We start from the raw sequence: 25487 nt of genomic DNA on the forward strand, positions 1-25487 counted from the left end.
TGGTCGGTTCAGGCGTCGTCGCCGCGGGCCGGGCGCCGCGCCAGCCACCACTCCTGCAAGACCCAGCACAGCAGGCCGGCGACGGCGCCGGCCGCGTGCGCGACGCGCACCACGCCAAAACCCCAGGCCGGATCGAACACCACCGGCGCCAGCCACGACTGTTCCACCCAGACCTTGGCCAGCACGCCCAGGCACAGCAGCACGCCGGTGACGCGCGCCAGGCCCGATGCCCGCAACAGCCCGAGCGCGCCCCACAGGGCCAGCCCGTGCAAGGCGCCTGAGAGCCCGCCATACCATGCAATCGCCGGCACGCGCAGCAGCACCACCTGCACGCCGATGCCGCAGGCAACCAGCACCAGCAACAGGGTGCGCGCACGCGCCACGCGCGCGGCGATGGCAAGCACGCCGGTGGCGGCCAGCGCGTCGGCCAGCCAGTGGTGTCCGTCCAGGTGCACCCACATGGCGGTGGCCAGGCGCCACCACTGGCCGTCCAGCCGCACCGCATCGCGCAGGTAGAGGCCGTGCGCATGCCACCACGGCATGAAGGTGAACCAGGCCGACAGCGCCCACACCAGCGCGATCGCCGCCAGCAGCCCCGGCCACGATGCGCCGGCGGGTGCCGGCGGAACTGCCGCGTCAGGCCTCACCGAACACGGCCTGCCACAGCGCGCGCACCTGTCCGGTCTGCTGCGCCACCGACTCGGGCGCGACGCGCGCATGCGCCTGCCCCTCGAGCCGCAGCTGGTGCTGGCGCGCGCGGAACAGCCGGTAGGCATCGCCCACCGCCAGTGCCAGCGTGGCGTCGATCAGGCCCAGCTCGCCCGCTGCGCGCAGCAGCGCGATATTGCCCGCGTTGCGCGTCAGCTGCGGGTGCGCCCGGCTGTGCAGCAGCACCAGGTACTGCACCGTGAATTCGATATCGACCATGCCGCCGCGATCGTGCTTCAGGTCGAACAGGTCGGTCGGGTTGGGATGGCCTTCGGCGACCTTGCGGCGCATCTGCATGATCTCGTCGCGCAGCGCGGCGGCATCGCGGTCCTGGCACAGCACCTCGCCGCGCAGCGCCTCGAAGCGGTCGCCGATGGCGGCATCGCCGGCGCAGAAGCGCGCGCGCGTCAGCGCCTGGTGTTCCCACACCCAGGCGGTGTTGTCGCCTTCGCGCAGCTGGTAGCGGCGGAACGCCTCGAAGCTGGTCACCAGCAGGCCGGCCGCGCCGTTGGGGCGCAGCCGAGTGTCGACGTCGAACAGCGCACCGGCGGCGGTATGGCTGGTCAGCCAGGTGATCAGCCGGCGCGCATACGCGGAGTAGACGTCAGGCGCACGTTCATGGTCATCGTCGTACAGGAAGATGATGTCCAGGTCCGAGGCATAGCCCAGTTCCTTGCCGCCCAGCCGGCCGTAGGCGATCACCGCGAAGCGCGGCGTGTCGCGGTGGCGCGTGGCCAGCTGGCGCCAGACCGTTTCCAGCGTGGCCTCGAGCATGGCATCGGCCAGGTCGGACAGGCGGTCGGCCACCTGCTCCACCGTCAGCATGCCCTGCAGGTCCTGCAGCAGCACGCGGAAGGTCTCGACATGATGCTCGCGCCGCAGGATGTCCATCTGCTGCTCGATCTGGCCTTCGGCGGCCAGCAGCCGCTCATGCAGGCGCTTGCGGAAGGCGGCCCAGTCGGGCGCGCCGGCCAGCGCATCGCTGTCGAGCAGTTCGTCCAGCAGCTGCGGATGCCGCGTCAGGTAGGCCGCGGCCCAGCGCGAGGCATGCAGCGTCTGCGCGACGCGGTCCATCGCCTGCGGGTATTCGGACAGCAACGACAGGTAGGAGGCGCGGCGGCTGATCGCCTCGAGGAAGTCGATAAAGCGCGCGATGGTGCTGTCGGCATCTTCCTGGCGCGCGGCCAGGTCGAGCGCGCGGTTCACCAGCTGGTCGAAGCGCGCGCGGCTGGACTCGGACAGCGCGCGGTAGCGCAGCGACGAGGCGATCGCGCGCAGCCGGTCCAGCAGCCCGGTGCAGTCGGTAAAGCCGGCGGCCTGCAGGCGCTGGCAGGGCGCGGCGTTATCGCCGCAGGCCGCGTCGTCCTGCTTCTGTTCCGGGTTGTCCTGCGCTTGCGCGGCGTTGTCGTCGAACACAATGCCCGGCCACAGCGCTTCGCACGGGGCGGCATCGGGATCCGAGAAGGTGGCCTCGAACTGCTGCGCCACCGGCTCCTGCAGCGCCGCCAGGCGCGCCAGCAGTTGCTGCCAGTCGTCGCAACCCATCATCCGCGCCACCGCCAGCTGTTCGTCGGGCGAAGTCGGCAGGTGGTGGGTCTGGGCGTCGTCGCGGTACTGCAGCCGGTGTTCGAGCTGGCGCAGGAAGCGGTAGGCATCGCCGAGCTGCCCGGCCTGGCCGGCGGGAAGCAGCCCGCGCTCGACCGCCACCGCCAGCACTTCCAGCGTCGGGCGCACGCGCAGTGCCGGGTCCTGGCCGCCGCGGATCAGCTGGAACACCTGCGCCATGAACTCGATCTCGCGGATGCCGCCGCGGCCCAGCTTGATATTGAACGACCGCTGGTTGACGCCGTGCCCCGCCAGCCCGCCGCTGCGCTTGGCGGCCTCGCTGCGGATCTGCGCGTGCAGCGAGCGGATCGCGGCGATCACGCCGTAGTCCAGGTAGCGGCGGAACACGAAGGGCGTGGTCAGCCGCGCCAGCAGGCCGGCGGTGCGCTGCGCGTGCGGCGTGTCGAGCGCCGACACCACGCGGCCCTTGATCCAGGCATAGCGCTCCCACTCGCGCCCCTGCACCACCAGGTATTCCTCCAGCATGCCAAGGCTGCACGCCAGCGGTCCGGCGTCGCCGTTGGGGCGCAGCCGCATGTCGACGCGGAACACATAGCCGTCGGCGGTCACCTCGGCCAGCAGGTTGATCAGCCGGCGGCCGAGACGGATGAAGTACTCGTGGTTGGACAGGCTGCGCGAGCCGCCCTGGGTCTCGCCGTCCTCGTCATAGAGGAAGATCAGGTCGATGTCGGACGAGACATTGAGCTCGCGCCCGCCCAGCTTGCCCATGCCCACCACCACCAACTCCTGCACCTCGCCGCTTTGGGCGCCGACCGGGCGGCCGAAGGTGGCGGCCAGGTCGTCGCCCAGCATCGCCAGGCCGTGCTGGATCGCCAGCTCGGCCAGGTCGGTCATGGCGCCGGTGACCTCGCCCAGCGTGGCCAGGCCGCGCAGGTCGCGCTCGATCACCGCGCACATCACTTCGGCGCGCAGACGGCGCAGGCTGCGCTTGGCGGATTCCTCGGCATCGGCCGAGGGCTCGTGCAGCGCCTGCAGCCGCGCCTGCATCCAGGCGCGCGTCAGCGGCTGGGCGGCTGCGGCGGCCAGGATGGCCGGCAAATCCGGCCGGGCCTGCACCACGCGGCGCGCGTAGTGCGAATACGCAGCCGAGTACAATACGTGGCCGCCCGCGTGGCCAGCCTCGTCAGCCGGCTGCAGCGCCTGCGCCGCGGTGATGGCGAAGGCGCCGGCAGCCATGGTGCCGGCGCCCGGCCCCGGCTGCGGGTCCGCCGGATTGGCCGGATCCGGTGTGGCGCGCGCGCCATGTTGGTCAGCAGCGTCGCCAGCGGCGGAACTCGTCGGTTCAGAGGCAGTCATTCCAGTATTTGAAATGCGAGAAAAGGTGCGGCCCGTGGTTGGTCCCGCGGTTCACCTGCTCGCGTCCTGTTGTCCGCGCAGCGGGCGCGCCATCGTGGCTATTGTCGCTTTGGGTGCGCGCAGCTTGCGCGTTCTTGTTTCAGCCGGCCGGGCACCAGATTGGAGAGCGGCTAGTATTGTCGGATAATCTGCGCATGTCCAGCCGCGCCCCACAACCCGCTGATGGTTCCCCCCCCAATGGCGGCGCGGGCGGGCAGGACGCCGCCTCCACCCTGGCCCCGCCACACCCCGTGAATCCCCCGGCCAACGATGCCACCAGCGCCCGGCGCAACGATTCCGCCCGCGCGCACGCCGGCGCGTTCCTGCGCGCCTGCACGCGCGGCGTGGCGGCAGCCGTGCGCCACCCGTTCTGGCGCGGGCTGGGCCGCGCGCTGGTGCGGCTGGCGCTGGTGCTGGCCGCGCTGGCGCTGGTGGCGGGCCTGCTGATCCGCTTCGTGCTGTGGCCACAGGCGTCCACCGCGCGCCAGTGGCTGGAAGAACGCGGCTCGGTGGCGCTCTCGGCCAAGGTCAGCATCGGCGCGCTCGATACCTACTGGGACGGCTGGCACCCGGCCTTCCGCGCCCGCGGCCTGCGCGCCGTGGACTCCGGACAGCGCGTGCTGCTTGCGGCCGCCACGCTCGACGGCAAGCTGGCGTGGCGCTCGCTGTTCAGCATGAACCTGCAGTTCGTCAGCCTGGGCGCGACCGGCACCGACATCCTGGTGCGGCGCACGCCCGAGGGCCGGCTGCTGGTCGGCGGCATGCTGGTGGACGCGACCGGCGGCCAGCAGGACGACGATCGCTTCCTGGGCTGGCTGATGTCGCAGGGGCGCGTGGCGCTGTCCGACGGCAAGCTGCGCTGGCTGGACGAGAAGGCACGCCTGCCCCAGCTCGATATCGGCGAGATCCGCCTCGACACCCGCCGCGACGGCGCGCGCCACACGGTGACGCTGGAAGCGCGCTCGCCGGCGCTGGGCCCGAGCCCGCTGGTGGTGCAGTCCTCCTTCAGCAACGACTACCTGCACAGCGCCGGCAACTGGCGCTACTGGACCGGGCAGGCCAGCTGGGACCTTGGCCAGCTGCAGCTGCCGGTGCTGCAGCGCTACCTGGCGATGTTCGAGCGCGTCGCCAGCGGCACCTTCAGCACCGACGGCAGCATTGAATTCCGCCAGGGCCGCATCGTGCGCAGCCAGACGCGGCTGCGCGCCAGCGGCGTCGACCTGCAGCTGGCCGGCGCCTCCGCCCCGCTGCGCCTGGCCAATGCGCAGGCCTTCCTGCTACACCGGACCGAGCGCGACGGCAGCAACCTGCTGACCGTCGACACCCTGCTCTGGCAACCCCAGCCCGCCAGCGACGACGAGGGCACCCCCGCCGACAGCACCTGGCGCGAAGGCATGCGCAAGGTCACCCTCGGCTGGGCCTCCGGCAAGGACGGCACCCTGCGCAAGTTCTCGCTCAAGGCGCCCACGCTGGACCTGAACACGCTGCGCGCGGTGTCCAGCTCGATGCCGCTGGACACCGCGGTGCTGCGCCGGCTGCGCGCGCTGCAGCCAGCTGGCCACATCGACAACCTCAACGTGAGCTGGAGCCGCGAGCGCGCCGGCATGCTCGAGCGCGGCGACGGCAAGCTGCGCTACAGCGTGCAGGGCACGCTGCGCGACGTCTCGGTCAACGGCCAGCCGGCCGTGCCCGCGGTGGACGCCAGCGGCCACCCCCGGCTGGGCACGCCTGGCTTTTCGCACCTGTCCGGCACCTTCTCCTTCGATGACCAGCAGGGCAATGCCCGCTTCGAAGGCAACGGCGCGGCACTGGTGCTGCCTGGCCTGTTCGAGGAGCCGCGGCTGCCGTTCGACCAGATCGGCGGCGAAGTGCGCTGGACCCATGCCGGAGGCAAGCTCGCGGTTACGCTGGACGGCGTGCGCTTTGCCAATGCCGATGCGGCCGGCTCGGTGCGCGGCACCTGGCGCGCAGGCGGCGACGGTGTATCCGGCATCGCCGACCTGAGCGGTGAAATGACCCGCGCCCAGGTGGCGCGCGTGCCGCGCTACCTGCCGCTGAGCATTCCGGCCGGCACCCGGCACTACCTGGCCGGTGCGCTGGCGGGTGGCGAAGCTGCCGGCGTGAGCTTCGTGCTGCGCGGCGACCTGGCGCATTTCCCGTTCCATGCCCCGCACGAGAAGGCCGGCGAGTTCCATGTCGAGGTGCCGATCGAACACGTCAGCTACCAGATCGCCCCGCACGAGACCGCCAGCGGCACCACCACCGGCGCGCAGGCGTGGCCAACCTTCACCGACATTTCCGGGCGGGTCGTGTTCGACCGCGGCGGCATGACGTTCCTGGCAAGCCGGGCCACGGTCCACGACATCCCCGGCGTCACGCTGCAGGACGTCAAGGGCCGCATCGATGACCTTGGCCCGCACGGCAAGCTGGTGATCGACGGCGGCGCCAGCGGACCGGTGCAGGGCTTCCTGCGCTACATCAGTGCTTCGCCGGTGCGCGAATGGACCGGGCACGTGGCCGATGCGGCGCAGGCCCACGGCAACGGCGAGCTCAGGCTCAAGCTCGACATGCCGCTGGAACACGCCAATGCCGCCAAGGTGGACGGCCGCTTCCGCTTCCCCGGCAACGATGTCGTGCTCAGCCCGCAGCTGCCGCAACTGGGCCATGCCAACGGCACCATCACATTCAATGAACACGGTTTCGGGCTGGAGAACATGCGGGCCCGCTTCCTCGGTGGCGAGATCCGGCTCGGCGGCGGCACCCAGCCGGACGGCGCCACGCACGTCACCGCCAGCGGCAGCGTCTCGGCCGCCGGGCTGCGCGAGGCCGCCGCGGGCTCGGCGCTGGCGCCGGTGGCCGCGCGGCTCGAAGGCAGCACCAGCTACAGCGCCGTGATCGCCACGCGCGAGCGCCAGCTGCAGGTGCAGTTGAGCTCCGAACTCAATGGCATGGCGATCGGCCTGCCCGCGCCGCTGGCCAAGGCCGCGGCGCAAGACCTGGCGCTGCGCGCGGACCTGCGCCCGGCCAGCGCCCCGGACCGCGCCGGCACCAGCGAGCTGGTGCTGCAGCTGGGCCATGCGCTGAACGCGCGCTACCTGCTGCGCCGCGACCAGGGCGGCGGCATCGACGTGCTCGCCGGCGCCATCGGCATGCAGCAGGCGCCGCCGCCGCCCGCGGCCGGCGTCAGCGCCGCGGCCACCTTCGACCAGCTCGATATCGATGCATGGCGGGCGGCCTTCGGCGGCGGTGCCGGCAGCGCGGGCCCCGCCGCGGCGCCCTCACCCTTCCTGCCTGGCCGCATTGCGCTGCGCGCGCGCACGCTGCACGCCATGGGCCGCACGCTCGACGAGGTGGTGCTCGACGCCAACCGCGAAGCCGGCGGCTGGAACGCCAGGATCGACTCGCGCCAGGTGGCCGGCGCGGTGCAGTGGCGTCCGGCCGGGCCCTCGGCCACCGGGTCGCTGCAACTGCGCCTGGCGCGCCTGAACGTGCCCGATGCCAGCGACGAGCGCAACGTGGTGGACGCGCTCGCCAGCAGCATCGACGAGCTGCCCGCGATCGACCTGGTGGTCGACCAGTTCATGCTGCGCGGGCACGACTTCGGCAAGCTTGAAGTCAAGGCCCATACCGGCACCAGCTCCGCCGATCCGGTCTGGACCCTGGAAAAGCTGCAGATCGAGCAACCCGGCGCCACCCTGACCGGCAGCGGCAGCTGGCGCGTGCCGCGCCAGCTGCGCGCCGACGCCAATGCCGAGCGCCGCACCCTGTTGTCCTTCAGCATCGACGTGCGCGATGCCGGCGCCACGCTGGAACGGTTGGGGCTGGCGCACACGCTGAGCGACGGCAAGGGCAAGCTCGAAGGCCGCGTGGCCTGGCGCGGCTCGCCGCTGTCGATCGACTACCCGACGCTGTCGGGCAAGCTGTCGCTGGACCTGGAGAATGGCCAGATCCTGAGCGTGGAGCCCGGCGCGGCGCGGCTGCTGGGCGTGCTCAGCCTGCAAGGCCTGCTGCGCTTTGCCATGCTGGACTTCCGCACCCTGTCGGGCCGCGGGCTGGTGTTCGACCGCATTGCCGGCACTGGCACGATCGAGAACGGCGTCGGCACGATCCAGGACTTCGAGCTCAGGAGCCCGCAGATCATCGCCAGCATGAGCGGCACCGCCAACCTGCTGCGCGAGACCCAGGACCTGCGCGTGGATGTGGTGCCACGCATCAACGCCACCTCCACCTCGATCGCGGCCGCCTTTATCAACCCGGTGCTGGGAATCGGCACGCTGGCCGCGCAACTGCTGTTTGCCGACGAGTTCTCCAAGGTGTTCACCCAGCACTACCGCATCACCGGCAGCTGGGCCAACCCGCAGATCGGCAAACTGGAGGACAATAAGGCGCAAGCCCCGACCTTCCAGAACCGCGCGGACCCCGCCCTCCCGCGCTGAGGAAAACAACGCCGCCTATGACTGCAACCGCCGCCTCCGCCCCGTTCCGCGTTGCCGCCGTCCAGACCGTGACCGGCACCTCGCTCGATGCCAACCTGGCGCGCGCCGACGCGCTGATCGCCGAGGCCGCAGCCGGCGGCGCGGCACTGGTGCTGCTGCCCGAATACTTCTGCATGATGGGCCGCTCCGAATCCGACAAGGTGGCCGTGCGCGAGCATGACGGCGACGGCCCGGTGCAGCAGTTCCTGGCCGATGCGGCACGCCGCCACGGCATCTGGCTGGTCGGCGGCACGCTGCCGATGTGGTGCGACGACCCGGCGCGCGTGTACAACACCTCGCTCGCCTTCAACCCGCGCGGCGAGCGCGTGGCGCGCTATGACAAGATCCACCTGTTCGGCTTCACCCGCGGCACTGAAAGCTACGACGAGTCGCGCACCATCCTGGCCGGGCGCACGCCGGTCAGCTTCGACGCGCCCTGCGGCCGGGTGGCGATGTCGGTGTGCTACGACCTGCGTTTCCCCGAGCTTTACCGCGGACTGGCCGCCGGCGACGGCACCAGCTTGATTCTGATGCCGGCCGCCTTCACCTACACCACAGGGCAGGCGCACTGGGAGATCCTGCTGCGCGCCCGCGCCATTGAAAACCAATGCTATGTGCTGGCCGCGGCACAGGGCGGCAAGCATGAGAATGGCCGGCGCACGTGGGGCCATTCGATGCTGGTCGATCCGTGGGGCGAGGTGCTGGCAACGCTGCCTGAGGGCGAAGGCGTGGTCGGCGGCGTGATCGATCCCGCGCGCCTGGCCGAGGTCCGGCAGAACCTGCCGGCACTGCGACACCGGGTGCTGTAGCATGTACGCAATCGCGGCAGCCTTCACCGGCTCCCGCCCGGAGAATTTTTTGCCGCGCCGGCCGCAAGCCGGCGCGTCCCCAGGAAGAAAGGACATCTCATGAACGCCGGCGATCTCGGAATCCGCAACCTGGCCACCGCGCAGCAACTGCTGCTGGCACCGTACGGCCTGGACGAGGCCAAGCTCCAGCGCGTGCTGGCCGATATCTTCACGCACAAGGTCGACTATGCCGACCTGTACTTCCAGTACACCCGCAACGAGGCCTGGAGCCTGGAAGAAGGCATCGTCAAGTCGGGCAGCTTCAGCATCGACCAGGGCGTGGGCGTGCGCGCGGTCTCGGGCGACCGCACCGCCTTCGCCTATTCGGACGACATCAGCCTGGCGGCGCTGTCGCAGGCCGCGGCGGCCACGCGCACCATCGGCCGTGCCGGCAACGGCCGCGTCAAGGTGGCCGGCGAGCTGGCCACGCACGCCGGGCGCAACCTGTACGCGCCCAACGACCCGCTCGACTCCATGAGCGCGGCCGAGAAGGTGGCGCTGCTTGAGCGCGTCGAGCGCATGGCGCGCGCCAAGGATCCGCGCGTGGTGCAGGTGATGGCAGGCCTGGCCGGCGAATACGACGTGGTGCTGGTGGCGCGCAGCGACGGCGTGATCGCCGCCGACGTGCGTCCGCTGGTGCGGGTCTCGGTCACGGTGATCGCCGAACACGGCGGGCGCCGCGAGGTCGGCTCTTCCGGCGGTGGCGGCCGCTATGCCTATGGCTACTTCACCGACGAGCTGCTGCAGAAATATGTTGACGAGGCCGTCTCTTCGGCCCTGGTCAACCTGGACGCGCGCCCGGCCCCGGCCGGCTCGATGACCGTGGTGCTGGGCCCGGGCTGGCCCGGCGTGCTGCTGCATGAAGCCGTCGGCCACGGCCTGGAGGGCGACTTCAACCGCAAGGGCTCGTCGGCCTTTGCCGGCCGCATGGGCGAACGCGTCGCGGCCAAGGGCGTGACCGTGGTCGACGACGGCACGCTGGCCAACCGCCGCGGCTCGCTCAACCTGGACGACGAAGGCAACCCGACCCAGTGCACCACGCTGATCGAGGACGGCATCCTGCGCGGCTATATCCAGGACACGCTCAACGCGCGCCTGATGAAGATGCCGGTCACCGGCAATGCGCGCCGCGAAAGCTATGCCGCGCTGCCGATGCCGCGCATGACCAACACCTACATGCTCAACGGCGACAGGGATCCGCAGGAGATCATCGCCAGCGTCAAGCGCGGCCTGTATGCGGTCAACTTCGGCGGCGGCCAGGTGGACATCACCAACGGCAAGTTCGTGTTCTCGGCGAGCGAGGCCTACATGATCGAGGACGGCAAGATCACCTACCCGGTCAAGGGCGCGACGCTGGTCGGCAACGGCCCGGAATCGCTGAAGGATGTCACCATGATCGGCAACGACATGCGCCTGGACTCGGGCGTCGGCGTGTGCGGCAAGGAAGGCCAGAGCGTGCCGGTGGGCGTGGGCCAGCCGACGCTGCGCATCGAGAACATGACGGTGGGCGGCACCGCCTGACCAGTCCGGCGATGACGAAGACGGGACCCTGCGGGGTCCCGTTTTTCACGGGATCGCCCCGGCCTTACGGCCGCACTTCATACACCAGGTTGAACGGCGTCTGCGCCGCGCGGCGGAAACTGCTGAAGCCGGCCTGCTCAACCACTGCGCGCATGCGCGCCTCGCCCGCCTGCGCGCCCAGGCACAGGCCGACTTCCTGCGCGCGCGACGCTGGCGTGCAAATGAAGGTGGACGCGGAATAGAACACCCGGCCCAGCGGGTTCAGGTTCTGCTCCAGCGTGTCGTTGGCAAACGGTTCCACGATCATCCAGGCGCCATCGGCACGCAGGGTCTCGCGCACGTGGCGTGCCGCGCCGACCGGATCGCCCATGTCGTGCAGGCAGTCGAATACCGTCACCAGGTCATAGTCCTTGCCGCCGTAGTCCTTGGCGGTGGCCACTTCGAAGCGCACGCGCTCGGTCATGCCGGCGCGGCGCGCGGCTTCGGCCGCATGGCGCACCGAAGGCTCGTGGTAGTCGAAACCGACAAAGCGCGAGGCCGGATACGCCTGCGCCATGATGATGGTCGACGCGCCGTGGCCGCAGCCCACGTCCGCCACCGATGCGCCCGCCTTGAGCCGCGCCTCCATGCCGTCCAGCGCGGGAATCCATTCCGAAACCAGGTGCGCCGCGTAGCCCGGCCGGAAGAAGCGCTCGGTGCCGTGGAACAGCGCGGGATCGTGCTCGTGCCAGCCCAGCCCGCGGCCGTTGCGGAAGATATCGATCACCTTCGGGATGGCGCGGAACTGCGCCACCGCGATCTGGAACGCGCCCGGGATGAATGCGAGGCTGCCCTCCTGCGCCAGCGCATAGGCCTGCTCTTCGTTCAGGCTGAACTGCCCGGTGGCCGGGTCATAGTCGACGTAGCCGCTGGCCGCCTGTGCCGACAGCCATTCGCGCAGGTAGCGCACGTCTGTATGGGTCTTTGCCGCCAGCACTTCGGCGGTCATTGCTTTTTCCGCCATGGCCTTGTACAGGCCGAGTTCATCGCCCACCACCACGGTCGCGGCATGCATCACCGCGCCGATATCGTTGACGAATTTTTCCATGAAGGCATTCAGCCTCGCTTCATCGACGCTCATGATGCACCTCCCCGTGCTCACTGCTCCCCGGTTCCAATATAGCCCCGGGTATGTCGGGGAAAGCCGAAAAGCAGTGGCGGGACAAGGCTTGGCAAGGCGCCGGGAGATGCGTACGCCAGCGCACCGCATGGCCTCGTCGACACTTGCCAATTCTGGCAAAAGGCGCTATAAAGATGCTTCGCGGCGCGACAGGCAACTGACGCACGCCGAAAATTGACCGGCCGGCGCGCAATTTCCTGCCTTTCTGCTACGCAGTGCAGCATAAATTCGGCGCTCACGACGATAATCGATTCAAGCTGACCCAAGCCAAAGCCTTTTTCCGCCATGTCCGCTAAGTTTTACTTTTACTTTTTTAGCGATCTCACACCGCTGGCGGATAGGGAGGGACGGCTGTAGGCAGCGCCCCGAATACAAAAAAGACCGCCAGCGACCCTGGCGGTTTTTTTTATACCTGTTTGTTTCCCCACCCACTCACGACCTCACAAGAATCCCGGAGCCATCATGCTGAAGAACACCGACGACCTGCGCATTCGCGAACTCAAGGAACTGCTGCCGCCCGCGCACCTGATCCGCGAGTTCGGCTGCTCCGAACAGGCTTCGGACGTGATCTACGGCGCGCGCCAGGCCATGCACCGCATCCTGCACGGCATGGATGACCGCCTGATCGTCATCATCGGCCCGTGCTCGATCCACGATACCCGCGCCGCGCTGGACTACGCCAAGCTGCTCAAGGTCCAGCGCGACCGCTTCGCCGGCGAGCTGGAAGTGGTGATGCGCGTGTACTTCGAGAAGCCGCGCACCACGGTGGGCTGGAAGGGGCTGATCAACGATCCGCACATGGATGGCAGCTTCAAGATCAACGATGGCCTGCGCACCGCGCGCGAACTGCTGCTGAACATCAGCGAGATGGGCGTGCCCACCGGCACCGAGTACCTCGACATGATCAGCCCGCAGTACATCGCCGACCTGGTCAGCTGGGGCGCGATCGGCGCCCGCACCACCGAGTCGCAGGTGCACCGCGAGCTCGCCTCGGGGCTGTCGTGCCCGGTGGGCTTCAAGAACGGCACCGACGGCAACGTCAAGATCGCGGTCGATGCGATCAAGGCCGCGTCGCAGCCGCACCATTTCCTGTCGGTGACCAAGGGCGGCCACTCGGCGATCGTGTCGACCTCGGGCAACGAAGACTGCCATGTGATCCTGCGCGGCGGCAAGGCGCCCAACTACGACGCCGCCAGCGTGCAGGAAGCGTGCGACGCCATCGCCAAGGCCGGCCTGGCCTCGCGCCTGATGATCGATGCCTCGCACGCCAACAGCAGCAAGAAGCATGAGAATCAGATCCCGGTGTGCGAGGAGATCGGCCGCCAGATCGCCAGCGGCGACCAGCGCATCATCGGCGTGATGGTGGAATCGCACCTGGTGGCGGGCCGCCAGGACCACGTTCAGGGCCAGCCGGTCGAGCAGCTGACCTACGGCCAGTCCGTGACCGATGCCTGCATCGGCTGGGACGACTCGGTCAAGGTGCTCGAGGGACTGGCCGAATCGGTGCGCCAGCGCCGGCTGGTGTCGGGCAGCGGCAACTGATAGCGCCGCGGGGCCAGGGCCCCGCGCTCGCGCACACAACAAAAAAGCCGCTTCCAGGGAAGCGGCTTTTTTGCATTGGCGCGGCGGCGGCCGCGCGTTCTTACTTCTTCAGCACCAGGTCGCCAGGCAGCGACTCGATGTAGGCGGCCATGTCCTTCAGCTCCTTGCGGGTGAACGGGCGCGGCTTGCCGTCCTTGTCGGTCACGGCCGGATTGGCGTTGACCTGGCCCGCCATGATGGCATTGGAGCGGCCCACCAGCGGGTTGCCCGACACCTGGTACGACGCCAGCGCGTGGTACAGGTAGTCGGCGTGCTGGCCCGCCAGCTTGGGGTAGTCCGGCGAGATCGGGGCGTTCATGCCCGCGCCGTGGCAGGCCACGCAGGCACCCTTTTCCACCAGCGCCTTGCCGGCGGCAAGGTCGGCGGCCGAGGCCGGCATCGCGGCAGCACCCAGCACGAGTGCGCCGAGCGCGAACGAAAGCGTCTTGAGCGTATTCATGAGGGGTCTCTTACTTGAGGGAATTGTTCTGCGTGCCGGCCTTCTGCTGCGAGTAGTAGGCCGCCACGTTGGCGATGTCCTGCTCGGTCAGCGTCGCGGCGATGCCGCGCATGGTCGGGTGCTTGCGCTCGCCCTTCTGGTAGGCCTTGAGCGCGTTCTCGATGTACTTGGCGCTCTGGCCGCCCAGCAGCGGCACTTCATAGATTTCGGGGAATGACGCACGGTAGCCCGGAATGCCGTGGCAGCCGATGCACATTGCAACCTTGTCCTTGGCAGCGTCTCCATTGCCCTTGACTTCCTGTGCCTGCGCAGCCGTTGCAGCCGCGCCCAGCACCACCATCGTGAGGAGCTTTTTCATTGTCTTTGCGGATTGGAAGTTAAACCGTGTGACCTGCCCTGCCGGGCGGAGACGGTTTCAGAATGCTGCTGCGGGGAAAACCAGGGCAGCCGGAGGGATTGCCGAGGTGCAACCCGCCAGACATGTCGCATCCGGTCTGTTGCCGGGATGTGGAACACCATTCTGGAACCACCTCTCGCAATCGCCGCGACCCGGAAGGGCCGCTGGGACTTCTGAACGCGGACTGCCGGATGCTGGGAGAACTGGACGTGGGGGCGCGTCAAACCGCCGCATTGTACCGCAGCCGGCACCTGCCAGTCCAGCAACCGGCCCGGGCCGCCGGCGGCCTGTCAGCGCGCCCCAACACGAACCGCAAAGGTCTTTTATACTGGCTGATCCCGGGAATCTGCACGACCGTTCGCGAATGCTGCCGCCAGCAGCGCGCGGGCGCCCTGCACCGGACCCCGTTTCCATAATGAAAGCGCGCATGACAGCGCGAAGAGACCGCGCCAAGCACGCCAACCCGGCCCTCGATCCGAGGCCGTCACCTCAGGTTGCCTCATGTCAAACATCGCCAACGCTTCCGCCCAAGCTTCCATCGCCCAGCAGGCCCGTTTCGAGGGCACCGACCAGTATGTCGCCACCGACGACCTCAAGCTGGCCGTCAATGCCGCGCGCACGCTGCAGCGCCCGCTGCTGATCAAGGGTGAGCCCGGCACCGGCAAGACCATGCTGGCCGAGGAAGTCGCCGCCGCGCTGGGCATGCCGCTGCTGCAGTGGCATATCAAGTCGACCACCAAGGCGCAGCAGGGCCTGTACGAGTACGACGCGGTGTCGCGCCTGCGCGACTCGCAGCTGGGCGACGACCGCGTCCACGACATCCGCAACTACATCGTCAAGGGCGTGCTGTGGCAGGCCTTTGAAGCCGACGAGCAGGTCGTGCTGCTGATCGACGAGATCGACAAGGCCGACATCGAATTCCCCAACGACCTGCTGCGCGAACTCGACCGCATGGAGTTCTACGTCTACGAGACGCGCGAACTGGTCAAGGCGAAGCACCGCCCGCTGGTGATCATCACCTCGAACAACGAGAAGGAGCTGCCCGACGCCTTCCTGCGCCGCTGCTTCTTCCACTACATCAAGTTCCCCGACGCCGACACCATGCAGCAGATCGTCGACGTGCACTACCCCGGCATCAAGCGCGAGCTGGTGGCGGCCGCGCTGGAATCGTTCTACGAGATGCGCAACCTGCCGGGCCTGAAGAAGAAGCCGTCCACGTCCGAACTGATCGACTGGCTCAAGCTGCTGATGGCCGAGGACATCCCGCCCGAGGCGCTGAAGAGCCCGGACAAGAAGGCCGCGATCCCGCCGCTGCATGGCGCGCTGCTGAAGAACGAGCAGGACGTGCACCTGTTCGAGCGCCTGGTGTTCATGAACCGCGCCAACCGCTGAGGCATTGCCCGCCATGACTGCGTTCGTCAAACCCGTCACGCTGGTGGGCCGGCACGTCACGCTGGAGCCGCTGCGCGCCGAGCATGCCGAGGGCCTGCGCAACGCCTGCGCCGACGGCGAGCTGTGGAAGCTCTGGTACACCAGCGTGCCCGCGCCCGAGCGCATGGAGGCCGAGATCGCGCGGCGCCTGGCGCTGCAGGAACAGGGCTCGATGCTGCCGTTCGCGGTGCGCGATGCCGCCGGCGAGCTGGCGGGCATGACCACCTACATGAATATCGACGCGACCAACCGGCGTGTGGAGATCGGCTCCACCTGGTATGCGCGCCGCGTCCAGCGCACGCCGCTGAACACGGAATGCAAGCTGATGCTGCTGGGCCATGCCTTCGACCATCTCGACTGCATCGCCGTGGAGTTCCGCACGCACTGGATGAACCAGCAGAGCCGCGCCGCCATCGCGCGCCTGGGCGCCAGGCAGGACGGCGTGCTGCGCAACCACCAGCGCATGCCGGACGGCTCGTTGCGCGACACCGTGGTGTTCTCGATCATCGCCAGCGAATGGCCGGCCGTGCGTCAACACCTGCAATTCCAGCTCGACCGTCCGCGCTGAAGCGGCCGCCGACTGATAGCGAGGCATCATGCTGATCGATTTCTTCTTCTCGCTGCGCCACGCCAAGCTGCCGGTCTCGGTCAAGGAATACCTGACCATGCTGGAAGCGCTCAAGGCGCAGGTCATCTCGCCGTCCATCGACGAGTTCTACTACCTGTCGCGCATGACGCTGGTCAAGGACGAGAAGCACTTCGACAAGTTCGACCAGACCTTCGCCGCCTACTTCAAGGGCGTCGAGAGCCTGGTCGACTGGAAGTCCGACATCCCGCTCGACTGGCTGCAGAAGACGCTGGAGCGCGAACTCTCGCCCGAGGAAAAAGCCAAGATCGAGGCCATGGGCGGCCTCGACAAGCTGATGGAGCGCCTCAAGCAGCTGCTCGAGGAGCAGAAGGAAAAGCACGAGGGCGGCAACAAGTGGATCGGCACCGGCGGCACCTCGCCGTTCGGCCACGGCGGCTACAACCCCGAGGGCGTCCGCATCGGCGGCCCGTCCAAGGGCAACCGCACCGCGATCAAGGTGTGGGAGACACGCGCCTACAAGGACTATGACGACCAGGTCGAACTGGGCACGCGCAATATCAAGGTGGCGCTGCGCCGGCTGCGCCGCTTTGCGCGCGAAGGCGCCGACACCGAGCTGGACCTGGACGACACCATCCACTCCACCGCGGCCAACGCCGGCCTGCTCGACATCAAGCTGCGGCCCGAGCGCCACAACAAGGTCAAGGTGCTGATGCTGATGGACGTGGGCGGCTCGATGGACGACCACATCAAGCGCGTGGAAGAGCTGTTCTCGGCCACCAAGACCGAGTTCAAGCACCTGGAGTACTACTACTTCCACAATTGCCTGTACGACTACGTGTGGAAGAACAACCGCCGCCGCCACGCCGAGAAGCTGGCCACGTGGGACCTGCTGCACAAGTACACGCCCGACTACAAGATCATCTTCGTCGGCGACGCCACCATGAGCCCGTACGAGATCCTGCAGCCGGGCGGCTCGGTGGAGTACAACAACACCGAAGCCGGCGCGGTCTGGCTGAACCGGATGACCGAGCAGTTCCCGCACTTCGTCTGGCTCAACCCCGAGCCGGAAGGGCTGTGGCAGTACCGGCAGTCGATCACGGTCATCAACCAGCTGATGAAGGGACGGATGTATCCGGTGACGCTGGCCGGGCTGGAACAGGCGATGAAGGTGTTGTCGAAGTAAGGCAGCGCTGGCTGCTGAAGCGCGTAAGTGGCGGCATCGACATGCCGCCTTTTTTCATGGGTCAGTCCACGGTGATGCCCGCCTGCCGGATGAACCTGCCATAGCGCGCGCGATCCACGTTCTGCCGCTCGGCAAACGCCTGGATGCTCAGCGGCGCCACGGCGCCGCCCAGCTTGTTGACGTTTTCCTGCAGCTGCGCGCCGGCGAGCGTGCGGTTGATCTCGCGGTTCATGCGCTCGACGATGGCCGGCGGCGTGCCGGCGGGCGCATAGACGCCGAAGGTCGAGTCGCCGTCCACGTCCTGCAGGCCGGCCTCGGCCAGCGTCGGCACGTCCGGGTATTGCGCCGCGCGCTTGGCGCTGGCCACCGCCAGCAGCCTGAGCTTGCCGCTGGCCACGTGCTGCAGGCCGGGGCCGGGATCGAACATGAACTGCACCTGCCCTGCCAGCAGGTCGCTCAGGGCCGGGGCCGCGCCCTTGTACGGCACGTGCACGGCGTCCAGCTTGCCGGCGCGTTTGAACATCTCGGCAGCGATATGCGGCGTGCTGCCGTTGCCGGCCGAGCCGTAGCTAAGCCTGCCCGGATGCTCGCGCACATAGGCGATGAACGCTTCCAGCGTCTTCGCCGGCACCGACGGATGCACCAGCAGGTAGACCCGCACCAGCGCCACCGACGCGACCGGGGTCAGATCCTTGATCGGATCGTACGGCATCTTCTTGTAGAGGAAGGGATCGATCGCCACCGCGCCGCCCGAGGTCAGCAGGAAGGTATAGCCATCGGCCGGCGCCTTGGCCACGGCATCGCCGCCGACGATGCCGTTGGCGCCGGGGCGGTTGTCGATCACCACCGGACGCTTCAGCGCCTCGGACAGACCGGGCGAGATGCCGCGCGCCAGCGTATCCGCGGCCCCGCCGGCCGGGAAGTTGACGACCAGCCGGATCGGCTTGTCCGGCCACGGCTGCGCGGCGGCCGGCGCGCTCACGCCAGCCAGCAGGCCCGGCGCGCACAGTGCGGCGCAAAGGGCGCGCGCGATACGGTGGGGGAATCGCATGATGGTTGTCTCCTGCCTTAGGTTTTGCTGCAGCCTGCCGCAGCGCTCTGCGGCGCCACTCAGAACGGATATTGCCGTGGCGTGGTCTGCACCGTGATCCAGCGCAGCTCGGTGAAGGCATCGATCCCGGCCTTGCCGCCGAAGCGGCCATAACCACTCGCCTTCACGCCGCCGAACGGCATCTGCGCCTCGTCGTGCACGGTCGGGCCGTTGACGTGGCAGATGCCCGATTCGATGCGGCCGGCGACCCGCATCGCGCGCGCCACATCGCCGCCGAACACGGCCGCCGACAGCCCATAGGCCGAATCATTGGCGCAGGCAATGGCCGCTTCCACGCCATCCACGCGCACCACGGCCTTGACCGGCCCGAACGATTCCTCGCGATAGATCTCCATGTCCGGCGTCACGTAATCCAGCACCGTGGCCCGCATCAGCGTGTCGGCCGCCTTGCCGCCGCAGACCAGCCGCGCGCCCTTGGCCAGCGCGTCGTCGATCATGGCGTTGCAGCGCTCGACGGTGCTCATGTCGACCACCGAGCCCAGCACCGCCGGGCCGGTGCGCGGATCCGCCAGCGGCAAGGCGCCGGCGCGCGCGGCAAAGCGTGCCACGAAGGCGTCCGCGATGCTGGCATCCACCACGATGCGCTCGGTGGACATGCAGATCTGGCCTGAGTTGGCGAAGGCGCCGAAGATGGCACCGTCCACCGCGGCGTCCAGGTCGGCATCGTCCAGCACCACCAGCGGCGCCTTGCCGCCCAGTTCCAGCACCGCGGGCTTCAGGTGGCGCGCGCAGGCCTGCGCGATCAGCCGCCCCACGCGCGTGGAGCCGGTGAAGTTGATGCGGCGCACTGCCGGGTGGGCGATGATGGTCTCGACCACGGCGGCGGCATCGGCCGGGGCGTTGGTGACAAAGTTGACCACTCCCGCCGGGAAGCCCGCCTCCGCCAGCGCATCGACGATCAGGCCATGCGTGGCCGGACAGATCTCCGAACCCTTCAGGATGACCGTATTGCCGCACGCCAGCGCCGTGGCCACGGCGCGCACGCCCAGGATCACCGGTGCGTTCCACGGCGCGATGCCCAGCACCACGCCCGCGCCCTGCCGCACCGCCATGGCCAGGCTGCCCGGCACGTCGGAGGGAATCACCTCGCCGTTGATCTGCGTGGTCAGCGCAGCGGCCTCCTGCAGCATGCCGACGGCAAGTTGCACATTGAAGCCGGCCCACATCGCCGACGCACCGGTCTCTGCCGCCATCGCGGCGGTGAGCGCCCCGGCCTTGCCTTCAAGTGCCTGCGCCGCGCGCATGAGCAAGGCGCGCCGTTCGCCCGGCCCGGTGTCGCGCCAGGCCGGGAAGGCGCGCGCGGCAGCGTCGGCAGCGGCCAGCGCATCGGCGGCGGTGGCTGCCGGCGCCCGCGTGGCCACGCTGTGGTCAAGCGGGTTGCGGCGCTCGAAGGTGGCACCGTTGGCGGCCTGCGTGCGCTCGCCGTTGATCAGCATGGTGATGCTTTGCATCCTGGAGTCTCCTGGAAGGGGTACTTCGTCTGTCGTCTGTCGTCTGGCGCCGCGGCTCAGGCTACCTCGATCTCCACCACGGTCGGCACACGCATCCGCAGGGCTGTCGCCAGCGCTTCGCGCAATGCGGCAGGATGAGCCACTCGCGCCGCCTCGCAACCATGCCCGAGCGCAATCGACACGAAATCCAGATCGGGCAAGGCCGTGCCGACCAGCGGATCTTCGCTGCCAAAGCCGAAGGTCGGCGCAAACTCCTGCAGGGCGGCGTAGCGCCGGTTGTTGAGCACAATGAACGTGATCGGCAGGCCCAGTTGCGCGGCGCTCCACAGCGCCTGGATCGAATACATGCTGGAGCCGTCGCCGACCAGGCCGATCACCTTGCGCCCCGGCTTGCCCAGCGCGACGCCCACTGCCGCGGGCAGGCCGTAGCCAAGCCCGCCGCTGCACATCGTATAGAAGGTCTCGCTGCGCAGGATGGGCAGGTGGCGATGCATCACCGGGCGCGCGCTGGGCGCTTCCTCGACCACGATGGAATCAGGGTCGCGCAGCTCCGCCAGCGTCTGCAGGACATAGGCGACGCTCATCGGCATGCCGGGCTCGGCGCGCGGTGCCGGCACGCGCGGGCGCGGGGCTTCGCGCCGCGGCGGCGCCGGGCGCGCCAGCAGGTCGGCCACGCCCTGACGGATGCTGCCGACTGCGGCAGTGCCCACCGGCGCCCATGCGGCGATATTCGGATCGTCGATCAGCTGCACCACCTGCGCCCCGGGCGGCGCATGGGGGCCACCCCCCTCGACGTGATAGGTGAAGGCTGCCGCCCCCAGCGCGAACACAAGGTCGTGGCCCGTGAGCAGCCCGACGATCTTCTCGCGCATCGCCGGCAGGAAGCCGGCAAACAGCGGATGGTCTTCCGGAAAGCCGCAGCGCCCCGACATCGGCGCCACCCACACCGCCGCCTGGTGCCGTTCCGCCAGCCGCACCACATCGTCCCAGGCGCCATCGCGGTCCACGGCCGCGCCCACCACGAACGCCGGCCGGCGGCTGGCATCGAGAGCGTCGCCGATCTGCGCCAGCAGTGCCGGCTGCACGCGGCTTTCAGTGCTGACCGTGCGCGGCAGCACCGGCTCGCACGGCCGGGCCCAGTCATCGGCGGGAATCGAGATCAGCACCGGCCCGCGCGGCGGCTGCATGGCGATGTAGTAGCCGCGCGCAATCGCCAGCGGCACATCTTCGGCCCGCGCCGGCTCGCAACTCCACTTCACGTAGGGCTTGGGCAGCTCGGTGGCCTGGGCCGAGAACAGGAAGGGTTCGAACGGCAGGATCGAGCGCGCCTGCTGCCCGGCAGTGATCACCATCGGGGTGCGGTTCTTGTGGGCGGTGAAGATGCTGCCCATGGCATGGCCGACACCGGCCGCCGAGTGCAGGTTGACGAAGGCCGCATTGCGGGTGGCCTGGGCATAGCCATCGGCCATGCCCACCACCACGGACTCCTGCAGGCCGAGGATGTAGCGGAAGTCGTCGGGAAAATCGAGGAACAGCGGCAGCTCGGTCGAGCCGGGATTGCCGAAGATGGTGGTCATGCCGAACGCGCGCAGCAGGTCCAGCACAGCGGTGCGCACGGTCGTGGGAGTGGCGGCGGCAGGCGTGGCGGAAATGGCCATGGTCGTGGAGGCTCCAGTGCGGAATCAGTGACAAAGCTTGCGGACCAGTATGGACAATCAGGCCTTGCCCAGAAATTGCCGTTTTGGGGCAAAGTCATTACGATTCGGCATGACCCTCGATCTGCGCCAGCTCCTTGCCTTCCTTGCGGTGTGCGAACACGGCAGCCTGGGCCGCGCCGCCGCACAGCTGAACCTCACCCAGCCGGCACTGAGCCGCACCATCCAGCGGCTGGAAGCCCAGCTGGACGCGCCACTGTTCGAACGCTATGCCACCGGCATGGTGCTGACGGCCTACGGCGAGGCCCTGCTGCCGCACGCCAACCTCTTGCGCCACGAGGCCGAGCACGCCACCGAGGCCGTGCGCGCGCTGCGCGGGCTGGCCGCCGGCACCATCCGCGTGGGCACCGTCGCCAGCGTCGCCAGCGTGGTGCTGCCGGAGGCGATCGAGGCGGTGCTGGCACGCTGGCCTGGGCTGCGCGTGCGCATTGTCGAAGGGGTGGGAGATTTCCTGGCCGATGCGCTGCTGCGCCGCGAGATCGACCTGGCCATCGGCATCGCCCTGCCGGAGAACGAGGAAATCTGCGCCGTGGCGGATGTTGGCTGGAGCGACAGCAGCTTCGTGGTCGCCGCCGCCGGACATCCGCTGACGGGCAGGACGGCGCTGCGGCTGGCGGATACCGCCGCTTGCCGCTGGGTCATGCCGCCGCGCGGCACGGCGCCCTTCGACGAACTGCAGCGGCTGTTTGCGCGCGCCGGGCTGCCGCCGCCGGACATCGTCGCCGAAACCCGCTCGATCATTGCGCTCAAGGCGCTGGTGGCACGCGCGGGCTTCCTCAGCTGGATGGCTGCGCCGATGTACGAGGCCGAGCAAAAGGCCGGCATGATCCTGCCGCTGCCCATTGAAGGCGCCCAGGCGCCGCGCCGGCTGGCGGTGTACCGGCGCCGCCAGGGCATCCTGCCGGCGCCGGCGGCGAAGCTGCTGGAGCAGTTGCGCCGGTTGACATCGGACGTGGGCTGAACGTCAGGTGGGCCGCGCCAGGTCGGCCCCTTCCATCACCCATGCGCGGAACGTGCGCAGCGCCGGCAGGTGCTGCTTCTGCTCCGGATAGCACAGGTAATAGCCCTTCTTGGCCAGCACCTGGGCCGGATGCGCCACCACCAGCGCCCCGGTGGCCAGCTCTTCCTCGATCAGGCAGCGCGGGATCAGCGCGATGCCCAGACCCGAAAGCGCGGCCTGCGTGAGCAGCGAGAACTGGTCGAAGCGCGCGCCGCTCCAGGCCTCGCGGGTTGGCACCCCCAGCGTGGCGAACCAGTCGGGCCAGGCTTCGGGCACGGTGGTGTGGTGCAGCAGCGGATAGCGCAGCAAGGCAGCGGGCGTGGGCGCAACGCCGCCGGGCTCGGACGCCAGCAGGCCCGGACGGCACACCGGCAGCACCTCGCGCCCGGTCATGTAGTCGGCCAGGCTGCCGGGCCAGACGCCGTCGCCGAAGCGGATCGCGGCGTCCAGGTCCGGCTCGGAAAAATCGTAGCCCTGCGCGTGCGGCACGAATTCGAGCTTCACTTCCGGATGGCGCGCGAAAAACTGCGGCAGGCGCGGGATCAGCCACTTGGCGCCCAGCGTCGGCATGCTGGCGATATGCAGCACGCCGCCCCGCCCCTGCCGCGCCATCAGCTCGACGGTGGCGGCCTCCAGCTCGTTCAGGCTGGGGCCGATGCGCTCCAGGTAGCGCTCGCCCGCGGTGGTCAGCATCAGGCGCTGGCGCACGCGCTGGAACAGCTCCACGCCCAGGTAAGCCTCCAGGCTGCGCACCTGCTTGCTGACCGCGCCTTGCGTGACATGCAGTTCACGCGCGGCTACGGTAAAACTGTTATGGCGTGCCGCGGCCTCAAAGGCCTGCAACTCGGTCAGCGACGGACATAAGCGTCGCATAAATCACCTCTAATTCACGACCAAATGGAATGAGCTAAGGATTTTATTTCGTTTGCGGCACGCTTGCTCGGGCGCGCAGAATCGTGAAATCCACTTTATTCCTCCCCTCGCCCTGGATCCCCCCATGCAACGTCGCCATCTTCTCCGCCTCCTGGCCACCGCTTCGGCCGCCGCCGCTGCCGGCATCTCCTTCAGCGCCATGGCCCAGGCCGGCTATCCGACCAAGCCGATCACGCTGGTGGTGCCCTTCCCCGCCGGCGGCACCACGGACATCGTCGCGCGCATCGTCGCCGACAAGCTCGGCCAGCAACTGGGCCAGGCCGTGGTGGTTGACAACCGCGGCGGCGCCGGTGGCAGCATCGGCACCGCTTTCCTGTCCAAGGCGGCGCCGGACGGCTACACGCTGGGCATTGCCACGGCCTCGACCCATGGCATCAATCCGGCGGTCTACCCGCGCCTGTCCTACGATGCAACCAAGGACTTCACAACCATCACCAACCTGGCCTCGGTGCCCAACGTGATGAGCATCAACCCGGCGGTCAAGGCCACCGACATGAAGTCCTTCATCGCGCTGGCGCAGTCGCAGCCCAACAAGCTGGCCTATGGCTCGGCGGGCAACGGCAGCGTCTCGCACATGATGGGGGAACTGTTCAAGATGAGCAGCAAGACCGAACTGCTGCACGTGCCCTACAAGGGCGTGGGCCCGGCGCTGAACGACGCGCTGGCCGGCCAGGTGCAGGTGCTGTTCGACAACCTGCCGTCGTCGCTGCCATTCATTGAAGGCGGCAAGCTGCGTGCGCTCGCCGTGGCAGCGCCCAAGCGCGTGGCCGCGCTGCCCAACGTGCCGACCTTCGCCGAGCTGGGCCTGGGCGAGGTCAACGACGCCGCCTGGTTCGGCCTGATCGCGCCGGCCAACCTGCCGGCGGATATCCAGACCAGGCTCCACACCGCCGCGGTCAAGGTGCTGGCACTGCCGGAAGTGAAGGCCAAGCTCGAGAAGCTGGGCGCGACCCCGGTAGGCGATACGCCGGCGCACTTTGCCGCCCAGATCAAGAGCGAAGTGGCCAAGAACAAGCGCGTGGCCGCCGCCGCCAGGATCTCGCTCGACTGACTTTACGGCAACACCATGACCGACACCGACCGAACCACCGCGGACAGTCCGTTCTACCTGTACCAGCCCGAGGGCGAGCCCGCGGCGCTGTTCCTGGACTCGCCGCACAGCGCGACGACCTACCCGACGGACTTCCGCCCCGACCCCGCCCTGCCGCTGCCGCTGCTGCGCCAGGCCGAAGACACCTTTGTCGACGAGCTCTACGCCGGCGCCCCGGCGCGCGGCATCGCGCTGCTGTGCGCGGGCTTCCCGCGCAGCTACCTGGACGCCAACCGCGCGCTGGAAGAAATCGACGAAGCCCTGCTCGACGCACCCTGGCCCGGCGCCCGGCAGGAGACCGCCAAGACCCGGCTGGGCAAGGGCCTGGTCTGGCGCGTGCTGGACACCGGCGAGGCCATCTACGACCGCAAGCTGAGCGTGGAAGAAGTGCAGGCGCGCATCAACCGCTGCTACCTGCCCTATTACGCGCAGCTGCAGAAGCTGGCCGACCGCGCCGTGGCCAGCCACGGCAGCGCCTGGCATATCAACTGCCATTCGATGCCGAGCCACGCCGCGCCATTCGCCACCGAGTTCCCGGGGCTGGAGCATCCGGATTTCGTGGTCGGCGACCGCGACGGCACCACCTGCGACAAGCGCTTCACCGACCGGGTCGAGGGCGTGCTCAAGGAGATGGGCTACGACGTCTGGCGCAATCACCCGTACAAGGGCGTGGAGATCGTGCGCGTGGTGGGCCAGCCCCAGGCCGGCTGCCACAGCCTGCAGCTGGAGGTCAACCGCAAGCTCTACATGGACGAGGTGGGCCTGACGCATACCGCGGGCTTTGCCAGGCTGCGCCATGACCTGAACCTGCTGCTCGACGAACTGCTGCGCTTTACGCGCTCGATGCCGTCGCGCGTGGCCTGACCCGGGCCGG

19 protein-coding genes are annotated in these 25487 nt (G+C 69.0%); 10 read left to right on the forward strand and 9 right to left on the reverse strand.

The genetic code is table 11. The annotated features are described in order from the left end of the window. Positions 1-8: 8 nt before the first annotated feature. Both rrtA and glnE read right to left on the reverse strand, forming a co-directional pair. Positions 9-647: a rhombosortase gene (rrtA, locus tag I6H87_RS01370; RefSeq protein ID WP_011614894.1), complete on the reverse strand. Its 639-nt coding sequence runs from the start codon at positions 645-647 to the stop codon at positions 9-11. After that, entirely contained in the window at positions 637-3510 is a 2874-nt protein-coding gene (gene glnE / locus I6H87_RS01375; protein ID WP_458741758.1) for a bifunctional [glutamate--ammonia ligase]-adenylyl-L-tyrosine phosphorylase/[glutamate--ammonia-ligase] adenylyltransferase, read from the reverse strand. The genes rrtA and glnE overlap by 11 nt, the downstream gene beginning before the upstream one ends. A gap of 314 nt (positions 3511-3824) precedes the next feature. Between glnE and I6H87_RS01380 the strand changes: the two genes are divergently transcribed. The 3 genes from I6H87_RS01380 to tldD all read left to right on the forward strand — a co-directional run bounded on the left by I6H87_RS01380 (position 3825) and on the right by tldD (position 10513). Next, the gene (locus tag I6H87_RS01380) at positions 3825-8105 is read left to right on the forward strand and encodes a YhdP family protein (protein WP_232626211.1); all 4281 of its coding nucleotides are present in this window, start codon (positions 3825-3827) and stop codon (positions 8103-8105) included. Positions 8106-8122: 17 nt separating this feature from the next. Continuing rightward, on the forward strand, positions 8123-8953 hold the full coding sequence (locus tag I6H87_RS01385; RefSeq protein WP_010809059.1) for a carbon-nitrogen hydrolase family protein: 831 nt from the start codon (positions 8123-8125) through the stop codon (positions 8951-8953). A gap of 99 nt (positions 8954-9052) precedes the next feature. Continuing rightward, on the forward strand, positions 9053-10513 hold the full coding sequence (gene tldD / locus I6H87_RS01390; RefSeq protein ID WP_010809060.1) for a metalloprotease TldD: 1461 nt from the start codon (positions 9053-9055) through the stop codon (positions 10511-10513). A 64-nt stretch (positions 10514-10577) separates the two neighbouring features. Here tldD and I6H87_RS01395 read toward each other — a convergent pair whose 3' ends face one another. Then, entirely contained in the window at positions 10578-11633 is a 1056-nt protein-coding gene (locus I6H87_RS01395) for a class I SAM-dependent methyltransferase (RefSeq protein WP_011614891.1), read from the reverse strand. 501 nt (positions 11634-12134) lie between these two features. Here I6H87_RS01395 and aroG point away from each other — a divergent pair. Then, entirely contained in the window at positions 12135-13214 is a 1080-nt protein-coding gene (gene aroG, locus I6H87_RS01400) for a 3-deoxy-7-phosphoheptulonate synthase AroG (protein ID WP_010809062.1), read from the forward strand. Positions 13215-13314: 100 nt separating this feature from the next. Here aroG and I6H87_RS01405 read toward each other — a convergent pair whose 3' ends face one another. Together I6H87_RS01405 and I6H87_RS01410 are read right to left on the reverse strand one after the other, a co-directional pair. After that, complete coding sequence (locus I6H87_RS01405; RefSeq protein ID WP_010809063.1) at positions 13315-13713, reverse strand: c-type cytochrome; 399 nt, start codon at positions 13711-13713, stop codon at positions 13315-13317. Between the two features lie 10 nt (positions 13714-13723). Continuing rightward, positions 13724-14071: a c-type cytochrome gene (locus I6H87_RS01410; protein WP_010809064.1), complete on the reverse strand. Its 348-nt coding sequence runs from the start codon at positions 14069-14071 to the stop codon at positions 13724-13726. A 540-nt stretch (positions 14072-14611) separates the two neighbouring features. Between I6H87_RS01410 and I6H87_RS01415 the strand changes: the two genes are divergently transcribed. Genes I6H87_RS01415 through I6H87_RS01425 form a run of 3 tightly spaced genes read left to right on the forward strand, consistent with a single transcriptional unit; the run spans position 14612 to position 17313 of the window. Beyond that, the gene (locus tag I6H87_RS01415) at positions 14612-15502 is read left to right on the forward strand and encodes an AAA family ATPase (RefSeq protein WP_010809065.1); all 891 of its coding nucleotides are present in this window, start codon (positions 14612-14614) and stop codon (positions 15500-15502) included. 13 nt (positions 15503-15515) lie between these two features. Further along, a complete protein-coding gene (locus I6H87_RS01420) occupies positions 15516-16109 on the forward strand; it encodes a GNAT family N-acetyltransferase (protein WP_011614889.1) in 594 nt (197 codons plus the stop codon). Positions 16110-16137: 28 nt separating this feature from the next. Then, positions 16138-17313 (forward strand): vWA domain-containing protein, encoded by a 1176-nt coding sequence (locus I6H87_RS01425; protein WP_011614888.1) that lies wholly within the window; start codon positions 16138-16140, stop codon positions 17311-17313. A 61-nt stretch (positions 17314-17374) separates the two neighbouring features. Here the strand turns inward: I6H87_RS01425 and I6H87_RS01430 are convergent, their stop codons facing one another. The 3 genes from I6H87_RS01430 to mdlC are packed head-to-tail and all read right to left on the reverse strand — an operon-like array spanning position 17375 to position 21533. Further along, a complete protein-coding gene (locus I6H87_RS01430) occupies positions 17375-18364 on the reverse strand; it encodes a Bug family tripartite tricarboxylate transporter substrate binding protein (protein ID WP_011614887.1) in 990 nt (329 codons plus the stop codon). A gap of 59 nt (positions 18365-18423) precedes the next feature. After that, complete coding sequence (locus tag I6H87_RS01435; protein ID WP_011614886.1) at positions 18424-19875, reverse strand: aldehyde dehydrogenase; 1452 nt, start codon at positions 19873-19875, stop codon at positions 18424-18426. 56 nt (positions 19876-19931) lie between these two features. Beyond that, positions 19932-21533, reverse strand: coding sequence for a benzoylformate decarboxylase (gene mdlC, locus I6H87_RS01440; protein ID WP_011614885.1), 1602 nt, complete (start codon positions 21531-21533; stop codon positions 19932-19934). A gap of 109 nt (positions 21534-21642) precedes the next feature. On the opposite strand from mdlC, the gene I6H87_RS01445 reads away from it, so the two are divergent. After that, positions 21643-22551 (forward strand): LysR family transcriptional regulator, encoded by a 909-nt coding sequence (locus I6H87_RS01445; RefSeq protein ID WP_010809071.1) that lies wholly within the window; start codon positions 21643-21645, stop codon positions 22549-22551. Between the two features lie 3 nt (positions 22552-22554). Here the strand turns inward: I6H87_RS01445 and I6H87_RS01450 are convergent, their stop codons facing one another. Continuing rightward, complete coding sequence (locus tag I6H87_RS01450; protein WP_010809072.1) at positions 22555-23463, reverse strand: LysR substrate-binding domain-containing protein; 909 nt, start codon at positions 23461-23463, stop codon at positions 22555-22557. Positions 23464-23587: 124 nt separating this feature from the next. On the opposite strand from I6H87_RS01450, the gene I6H87_RS01455 reads away from it, so the two are divergent. Beyond that, on the forward strand, positions 23588-24574 hold the full coding sequence (locus I6H87_RS01455) for a tripartite tricarboxylate transporter substrate binding protein BugE (protein WP_010809073.1): 987 nt from the start codon (positions 23588-23590) through the stop codon (positions 24572-24574). A gap of 15 nt (positions 24575-24589) precedes the next feature. After that, positions 24590-25477 (forward strand): N-formylglutamate amidohydrolase, encoded by an 888-nt coding sequence (locus tag I6H87_RS01460; protein ID WP_010809074.1) that lies wholly within the window; start codon positions 24590-24592, stop codon positions 25475-25477. Positions 25478-25487: the final 10 nt, after the last annotated feature.

The sequence above is a fragment of the Cupriavidus necator genome, assembly GCF_016127575.1.
GTDB classification, from domain to species: domain Bacteria; phylum Pseudomonadota; class Gammaproteobacteria; order Burkholderiales; family Burkholderiaceae; genus Cupriavidus; species Cupriavidus necator_D.